Genomic DNA, 7,570 nt, shown 5'->3' with positions numbered 1-7,570 from the left:
TTCGCAGTCATCCCGTTCCCATTTCATGGCGAACCGGATTGCGCCGATGATCGGCCATTAAATTGCGGCATTCACGCCACTGACCGTTTGTTGGTGCGGCCGGAGGGTATCTGGGCTTTCATGACCACCCCTGAGCAGAGTCAGCAGGAGAGAGCCCTCGAAACCGGTGAGGTGTATCAGGATGCCGAGGGGCGCCGCACGACGGACCCGGGCGCCGGTGCCGCGAACGCCGACAGTGAGGCCGACCGCAACGAGGAGCACCTGAGGCGCGGTGAGGTGGGCCCTCGCGTCCCGGAGGAGTAGCCCGTCCGGCTACGCCAGCGGCTCGACCGCCTCGACGAGCACCTGGAGCACGTGCCGGTACGGCTGCCCGGTGGCCCGGCTCATGCCCATCTCGCAGGTGCGGTTGCAGGAGGCGTACGCGTCGTAGCCGCGCTGGTTGATCTCGGCGGCCTGAGCCGCGGTGGCGCCGGCGGTCACCTCGGGATGCAGCAGCCCTCGGTCGCCGGCGAAGGCGCAGCACCCCCAACTGTCCGGCACGGTCACGGTGTCGGCGACCGCCCGGGCCACAGCGCGCAGGTCCTCGATGCCGCCCAGGTGCACTGTGGAGCAGGTGGGGTGCAGGGCCATCGAGCCCAGACGCCGGGGCTCCGGCAGCGCCGGCAGGAGGTGCTCGGCGGTGAACGTCACGCTGTCGACGAAGCGCAGGTCGGGGTAACGCGCCTGGTCCTCCTCGGCCAGCGCGGCGGTCAGCTGGGCCAGCCCGTGGGTGCAGGACGACGCGTCACACACGATGGGCAGGCGGCCCTCGTCGCTGGCCGTCCAGAGCGCGGCGAGAGTCCGCTCGGCCATCTCGCGGTGGCCGGCGGGGTAACCCTTGGACTGCCAGGGCGTTCCGCAGCACAGGCCCGCCGTCGCGGGCACGACGAGCGGCACGCCCGCCAGGTCGCACAGGCGCAGGAACGCTGCCGCCGAGCCGCCGGCCGGGCCGTCCTCCGGCGCGAAGAGGCTGCCGACGCAGGCCGCGAAGAACACCGCCTGCGCGTCCGGCGCGCTGCGGGGGGCGGGGCGGGGAGCGCCGGCGCGTGGCATGTCGTCGCTCCACAGCGGCACGAGTTCGCCGGCACCGAGCCCGCGGATCACCCCGGTTGCGGCACGGGTCACCGGCGTCGGCACGGCGTGGGCGGCGCTCAGGCCCATCCGGACGCCGGCCACGGCACCCTTCCAGTGCCGCGCGGCGGCGCTGGCGGTGCGCTGGGCGAGCGGGCCGTGCCGTTCGGCGCGCAGTCGCTTCATCGCCGCGCCGGTGTCGATGCCGACCGGGCAGGCGGTGACGCAGAGGCTGTCCGCCGCGCAACTGTCCACCGCCGCGTACTCGTAGTCGGTGGTCAGCTCCCGGCGGCGCTCCTCGTCGCCGGCGGCGGTGGCGAGGGCGATCTGTCGTTGCAGGACGATGCGCTGCCGGGGCGTGGTGGTCACGTCGGCGGTGGGGCACACCGGCTCGCAGTAGCCACACTCGACGCAGGCGTCCAGCTCGGGGTCGACAGTCGGGACGGCCTTGAGCTGGCGCAGGTGCACCGTCGGGTCGTCGTTGAGCAGCACACCGGGGTTGAGCAGGCCACTCGGGTCGCACAGCCGCTTGAGTTCGCGCATCACGTCGTACAGCTCGTCGCCGTACTGGCGGCGGACGAAGGGTGCCATGGCCCGACCGGTGCCGTGCTCCGCCTTGAGTGTTCCCCCCTCGGCCAGCACGAGGTCGACCATGTCGTCGGTGAACCGGGCGTAGCGGTCGATCTCGGCCGCTGTGTCGAAGGACTGCGTCAGCATGAAGTGCAGGTTGCCGTCCCGGGCGTGCCCGAAGATCACCGCGTCGGAGTAGCCGTGCCTGTCGAACAGGCTGATCAGGCCGTCGCAGGTGCCGGTCAGGCGCGGCAGCGGCACCGCGACGTCCTCCAGCAGGGCGGTGGTGCCGGGCGGGCGGGCACCGGCGACCGCCGTGTAGAGGCCCTTGCGCAGGTGCCAGAGTCGGGCCCGCTCGCGCGGGTCGCGGGTCAGCTCGGTGCCGGTGACGGCGGGCAGCCGGTCGAGCACTCCTCGGGCGTCGGCCAGCGTCGCGGCCAACCGCTCCGCGCTGTCCTCGGCGAACTCCACCAGCAGCGCTGCGTGCCCAGCGACCGTCAGGCTGCGCAGGGTCGGGCTCGCACCCGGGTCGCGCTGGCTGACCCGCAGGGCGGCCGCGTCGAGCAGTTCGGCGGTACGGGCACCGGCGGCGAGCAGGGCGGGCAGCGCGTCGGTGGCGTCGGTGAGCCCGGGCAGGATCAGCAGGCCGGTGGCGGCGTGCTCGTGGATCTCGACGGTACGGAAGACGGCCTCGGCCACGAAGCCGAGCGTGCCCTCGCTGCCGATCATCAGGTGGGCCAGCATCTCGACCGGGCTGCTGTGGTCGAGCAGGGAGTTCAGCCCGTACCCCATGGTGTTCTTCATGGCGAACAGCCGCTCGATGGTGGCGCGCGACCCCGGTGCCGAGCGCACCCGGTCGCGTAGGCGCAGCAGCCCGGCGTGCAGCTCGGGCTCGTCGGCGCGCAGCCGGTCGTCGGCGTCGCGTGCGGCGGAGTCGACGACGGTGCCGGACGGGAGGACGAAGCGCAGCGACTCCATGGTGCGGTACGCGTTGTCGGTGGTGCCGCAGGTCATCCCGCTGGAGTTGTTGGCCACCATGCCGCCCACAGTGCACGCGGCCTCGCTGGCCGGGTCCGGGCCGAGCCGGCGTCGGTAGCGGGCCAGCCGGGCGTTGGCCTGCCGGATCGTCAGGCCGGGCTGGAGCCGGATGCGATGACCGTCGTCGAGCACCTCGGCGTGCCGCCAGTCGGTGCGCACGTCGACCAGCACCCCCGCGCCGCCGGCCTGCCCGGCGAGGCTGGTGCCACCGCCGCGCAGGGTCAGCGGTACGCCGGCCTCCCGGGCACCGGCCATCAGCGCCCCCACCTCAGCAGCCGAGGCGGCGCGGACGACGGCCTGCGGCTCGAACAGGTACGGCGAGGCGTCGTGCGCCGCCGCCAACCGTCGGGGCAGCTCGGCGCTGGCCCGGGTCGGGTCGTCGAGGCGCGAGCGCAGCAGCTCGGCGACCTCGCGGGCGCGAGCTGCGGTCGGTGCGGGTGGTCCTACGACGGGGTGCATGGGCGGATCCTCCCGGGAACGTGGTCAGCCGGCCACCGGTGGCACGGCGGGACGGCCGGCGATCAGCAGGCGGCGGGGAGCGGTGTCGACTGGCGCCGGCAACCGCAGCGGCTGCCGGCCGGGGGTGATGCTGCCGAGCACGGAGGCGTGCCGCGCGCCGGTGCCCGACGGTAGGGCGCCGGGCAGCCCGTGCACCGTCAGGTAGCCCAGAAGCGCGAAGGCCAGCGCCTCCTTGGCGTCCGACGCGACACCCATGTCGTCGCTGGAAGTCAGGTCGACGCCCGGCAGCTCCTCGGCGATCATGCGCATCAGCGTCGGGTTGCGTGCGCCGCCGCCGGAGACGATCAGCCGGGTGACGCCATGGTCGCGGCAGGCCCCGGCCACCGTGACCGCGGTCAGGCGGGTGAGCGTGGCCAGCACGTCCTGCGGATCCGGCGTGGGCGCGTCGGCGAGGGCGGCGAGCAGGTAGGGAAGGTGGAACAGCTCCTTGCCGGTGCTCTTCGGGCCGGGCAGCCGGTAGTACGGCTCGTCGAGCAGCCGCCGCAGCAGGACCGGGTCCACCTGCCCGGCGGCAGCCCCGCGCCCGTCCCGGTCGTACTCCTCGGTGCCCCCGCTGAAGTGGCGGGCGGCGGCGTCGAGGAGCGCGTTCGCCGGCCCGGTGTCGAACGCGAGGGGCTCCGCGTCGGGCGCGACGATGGTGATGTTGGCGATGCCGCCCAGGTTCAGCGCGGCGGGGACGCCGGGCAGGCCACCCAGCAGCAGGGCGTCGAAGAGGGCGACCAGGGGAGCGCCCTGACCGCCGGCGGCGACGTCGCGGCTGCGCAGGTCGGCCACGACCGGAAGGCCGGTGGCCTCCGCGATCCAGGCCGGCTGACCCAGTTGGAGCGTGCCCCGGACCACGCCGGCCTCGACCCAGTGGTGCATCGTCTGGCCGTGCGAGACGACCAGGTCGGCCTGACCGTCGCACAGCTCCGCGAGAGCCCGCACGCCGGCCTCGGCGAAGGCCTGGCCGACGCCGGTGTCCAACACGCAGATCGCCTCGGTGCTGGTCGCCGCGGGCGGCAGGGCGGCGGCGATCTGGGCGCGCAGCCGGTCGGGGTACGGGTGGCTGAGCCGGCCCAGCATTCGCATCCGCAGGGTGTCGCCGCTCAGGTCGAACTCGGCCGAGGCGGCTTCGATGCCGTCGTAGGAGGTCCCGGACATCAGGCCGATCACGCGCATCACGTCCTCCTTCATGCCCGGCCCGCCGGGCGCTGCCGTCGATTCGTCGTCGAGCTATGTCGAGTTGACGCACGGCTCGCTTCGTACCAGCGGTTGTCAATAAGCGACGTTAGTCGAGAGTAACGCGAAACTTTTTGCCAGAGCGGGCCCGGGCTGGCTACGCTGAGCCTCCAGCCTGCTGATATGGGGAACGCGCGCCGGTGGGCCGCCTCCCGTCGGCCGGCGATGTGTTCACCAGCGAGAGGAACGACCACCCCGTGGACCTCAGCACCCTCGGCACCGAGACTCGCAACGACCGCACCAGCGACCTCGACCAGATGTCCCCCACCGAGCTGCTCCTCGCGATGAACGACGAGGACCGCTCGGTCGCGGAGGCCGTCCGCCGGGCCGTGCCGGACATCGCGGCCGCCGTCGACGTCGTCGTGGCGTCGCTCCGACAGGGCGGGCGACTCATCTATCTCGGTGCCGGCACCAGCGGCCGGATCGGCATGCTCGACGCCGTCGAGTGCCCACCCACCTTCGGTACGCCGCCCGACCGGGTTCTCGGCCTGCTCGCCGGCGGGGCCGGAGCCTTCGGTGTCGCCGTCGAGGGCGCCGAGGACGACCCGGCCGGTGCCGTCGCCGACCTCGACGCGGTCGGCCTGACCGCCCGCGACACGGTGGTCGGGCTGGCCGCCAGCGGCCGCACCCCGTATGTGGTCGGCGGGTTGGCCCACGCCCGCGCGCTCGGCGCGACGACTGTCTCCGTCGCCTGCAACTCCGACGCGGTGATCAGCCGGCACGCCGACGTCGCCATCGAGGTGCCCACCGGCCCCGAGGTCCTCACCGGCTCCACCCGCCTCAAGGCCGGCACCGCCGAGAAGCTGGTCTGCAACATGCTCTCGACCGCCACGATGGCCCGGCTCGGCAAGGTCTACGGCAACCTGATGGTGGACATGAACGCCACCAACGAGAAGCTCGTCGACCGGGCGCGTCGGATCGTCGCCGAAGCCGCCCACACCGATCTCGACACCGCCACGCAGGCGCTCGCGGCGGCACACGGGCACGCCAAGACGGCCATCGTGCTGCTGCTCGCGCACTGCACCGCCGAGGAGGCCGCCGCACGGCTGCGCGCCGCCGACGACGACGTCCGGGCGGCCGTAGCGGCCTGAGCCACTGCGGCAGGCGGCACCCGGCCACTGTCCTCAGTGGTGTCCTCCGAGTACGGTTTCGGTGCCCGCAAGGCACGCGAATCGGCGGCTCGTCACCGGGGCGGGAGCGGCCAGCCCGGTGGCGACGGGCCGGGGGAGGGAGCGACTGTGACGCAGCGCAGAGCACTGGTGGTCCGAGGTGGCTGGGAGGGGCACCAACCGGTCGAGGCGACGGAGTCGTTCCTCCCCTTCCTCGAACGCAGCGGCTACGCCGTACGGGTCGAGGAGTCGACGGAGATCTACGCCGATGCCGCCGAGATGGCCGACACCGACCTCGTCGTGCAGTGCGTGACGATGTCGCAGATCACCTCGGACCAGCTGGCGGGTCTCAGCGCGGCGGTCGTCGCCGGCACGGGCTTCACCGGCTGGCACGGCGGCATCGTGGACTCGTTCCGCGCGTCGTCCGACTACCTCCAACTGGTGGGCGGGCAGTTCGCGACCCATCCGGGCAAGGAGCCGTGTGAGCGCCACGGTGGCCCGGAGGACAACTTCCTGCCGCACACGGTGCGCATCACCGACCTCGGCCGGGAGCATCCCATCACCGCGGGCATCGAGGACTTCGACCTGGTCACCGAGCAGTACTGGGTGCTGCACGACGACCTGATCGACATACTCGCCGTCACCACCCACCCGACGCGGGCGTGGCACCCGTGGCACCGCCCGGTCACCTCGCCGGCGATCTGGACCCGGCTCTGGGGTGCCGGGCGCATCGTCGTGACGACCCCGGGGCACAGCCTCGACGTGCTGGAGCACGCGGGTGTCCGTACCGTCATCGAGAGGGGGATGGTGTGGGCGACCCGCACCGCGTCGGCGTCGTAGGGCTCGGGTTCATCTCCCGCGCCTACCTGGACACGCTCGCCAACCACCCCGCGGTGAGCATCGCCGCACTGGCCGACCTCGACGCCTCCCGGTCGGCCGCGGTCGCCGCCACGATTCCCGGGGCCGAGGCGTTGAGCGTCGAGCGCCTGCTCGCCCGCCCGGACGTGCGGACGGTACTCAACCTCACGATCCCCGCGGCACACGCCGACATCTCGCTCGGCGCGATCGAGGCGGGCAAGAACGTGTATGTCGAGAAGCCGCTCGCCGTGACGTTCCCGGACGGCCGCTCGATCATCGAACGGGCCGCGTCGGCCGGCGTCCGCGTCGGGTGCGCGCCGGACACCGTCCTGGGCACGGGTACGCAGACAGCGCGGGCGGCGATCGACGGCGGGCTCATCGGACGCCCGCTGTCCGCGTCGGCGGTCATGGTCACGGCGGGGCACGAGCGCTGGCACCCCAACCCCGACTTCTACTACGCCCCGGGCGGCGGCCCGTTGCTGGACATGGGGCCGTACTACATCTCGGCGCTCATCCACCTGCTCGGCCCGGTGCGCGCGGTGGTCGGAGCCGCCAGCCGCCTGCGCGCCGAGCGCGTCATCGGTTCGGGCCCACGCACCGGCCAGCGGGTTCCGGTGGAGGTGGACACCCACGTCAACGGCGTGCTGGAGCACACCAACGGCGCTCTCTCCACCATCACGACGAGCTTCGACGGCGTCGCGACGACGGCCGCACCGATCGAGGTGCACGGGGAGACCGGCACGCTCGCCGTGCCGGATCCGAACTACTTCGACGGTGAGGTCCGCCTGTTCGCGCTCGGCGGCACCGGGTGGCGCGTCCTCGAACCCCGCGCCGGTTACGCCCAGGCCTCCCGAGGCATCGGCCTGATCGACCTGGTCAGGGCCGACGGTCAGCGTCCGCCACGGGCGGGCGGCGACGTCGCGCTGCACGTCCTCGAAACGATGACCACCCTGCTCCGGTCGGCCGCCGAGGGACGGCGGATCGAGCTGACGACGGTGGCCGAGCGGCCCGAACCGGTGCCGCTCACCCCGGTCGAGGCCTGGAACGCGTAAAGGCGTTCCGCGATGACGGCCGGTGTGAGGTCCCGGTCAGCTCGATTGAGATCGATTACTGTGGCGATGATGCGACACGTCCGCGGAGGGAAG

Annotated in this window: 6 protein-coding genes; 4 read left to right on the top strand and 2 right to left on the bottom strand. The window is 73.1% G+C overall.

The window, feature by feature from the left end:
* Nucleotides 1–120: 120 nt before the first annotated feature.
* A complete protein-coding gene (locus CLT68_RS26350) occupies nucleotides 121–303 on the top strand; it encodes a ribonuclease (RefSeq protein WP_099857667.1) in 183 nt (60 codons plus the stop codon).
* 9 nt (nucleotides 304–312) lie between these two features.
* Here CLT68_RS26350 and CLT68_RS26345 read toward each other — a convergent pair whose 3' ends face one another.
* Together CLT68_RS26345 and CLT68_RS26340 are read right to left on the bottom strand one after the other, a co-directional pair.
* Nucleotides 313–3,177: an FAD-binding and (Fe-S)-binding domain-containing protein gene (locus CLT68_RS26345; protein ID WP_099854957.1), complete on the bottom strand. Its 2,865-nt coding sequence runs from the start codon at nucleotides 3,175–3,177 to the stop codon at nucleotides 313–315.
* Nucleotides 3,178–3,201: 24 nt separating this feature from the next.
* Entirely contained in the window at nucleotides 3,202–4,398 is a 1,197-nt protein-coding gene (locus CLT68_RS26340; protein WP_099857665.1) for an anhydro-N-acetylmuramic acid kinase, read from the bottom strand.
* A 257-nt stretch (nucleotides 4,399–4,655) separates the two neighbouring features.
* On the opposite strand from CLT68_RS26340, the gene murQ reads away from it, so the two are divergent.
* The 3 genes from murQ to CLT68_RS26325 all read left to right on the top strand — a co-directional run bounded on the left by murQ (nucleotide 4,656) and on the right by CLT68_RS26325 (nucleotide 7,477).
* Complete coding sequence (gene murQ / locus CLT68_RS26335) at nucleotides 4,656–5,549, top strand: N-acetylmuramic acid 6-phosphate etherase (RefSeq protein WP_099857663.1); 894 nt, start codon at nucleotides 4,656–4,658, stop codon at nucleotides 5,547–5,549.
* 147 nt (nucleotides 5,550–5,696) lie between these two features.
* The gene (locus CLT68_RS26330) at nucleotides 5,697–6,407 is read left to right on the top strand and encodes a ThuA domain-containing protein (RefSeq protein WP_099854955.1); all 711 of its coding nucleotides are present in this window, start codon (nucleotides 5,697–5,699) and stop codon (nucleotides 6,405–6,407) included.
* Nucleotides 6,377–7,477, top strand: a complete 1,101-nt coding sequence (locus tag CLT68_RS26325; protein ID WP_099854953.1) for a Gfo/Idh/MocA family protein — start codon at nucleotides 6,377–6,379, stop codon at nucleotides 7,475–7,477. The genes CLT68_RS26330 and CLT68_RS26325 overlap by 31 nt, the downstream gene beginning before the upstream one ends.
* The last annotated feature ends 93 nt before the right edge of the window (nucleotides 7,478–7,570 follow it).

Source organism: Micromonospora sp. CNZ299 (genome assembly GCF_002754415.1).
This window is presented reverse-complemented; position numbering and strand designations above follow the sequence as displayed.

Excerpts from the sequence above, each read along its gene's own strand:
- CLT68_RS26340 (WP_099857665.1), bottom strand. The coding sequence starts at position 4,398 with ATGCGCGTGATCGGCCTGATGTCCGGGACCTCCTACGACGGCATCGAA.
- CLT68_RS26345 (WP_099854957.1), bottom strand. The coding sequence starts at position 3,177 with ATGCACCCCGTCGTAGGACCACCCGCACCGACCGCAGCTCGCGCCCGC.
- CLT68_RS26350 (WP_099857667.1), top strand. The coding sequence starts at position 121 with ATGACCACCCCTGAGCAGAGTCAGCAGGAGAGAGCCCTCGAAACCGGT.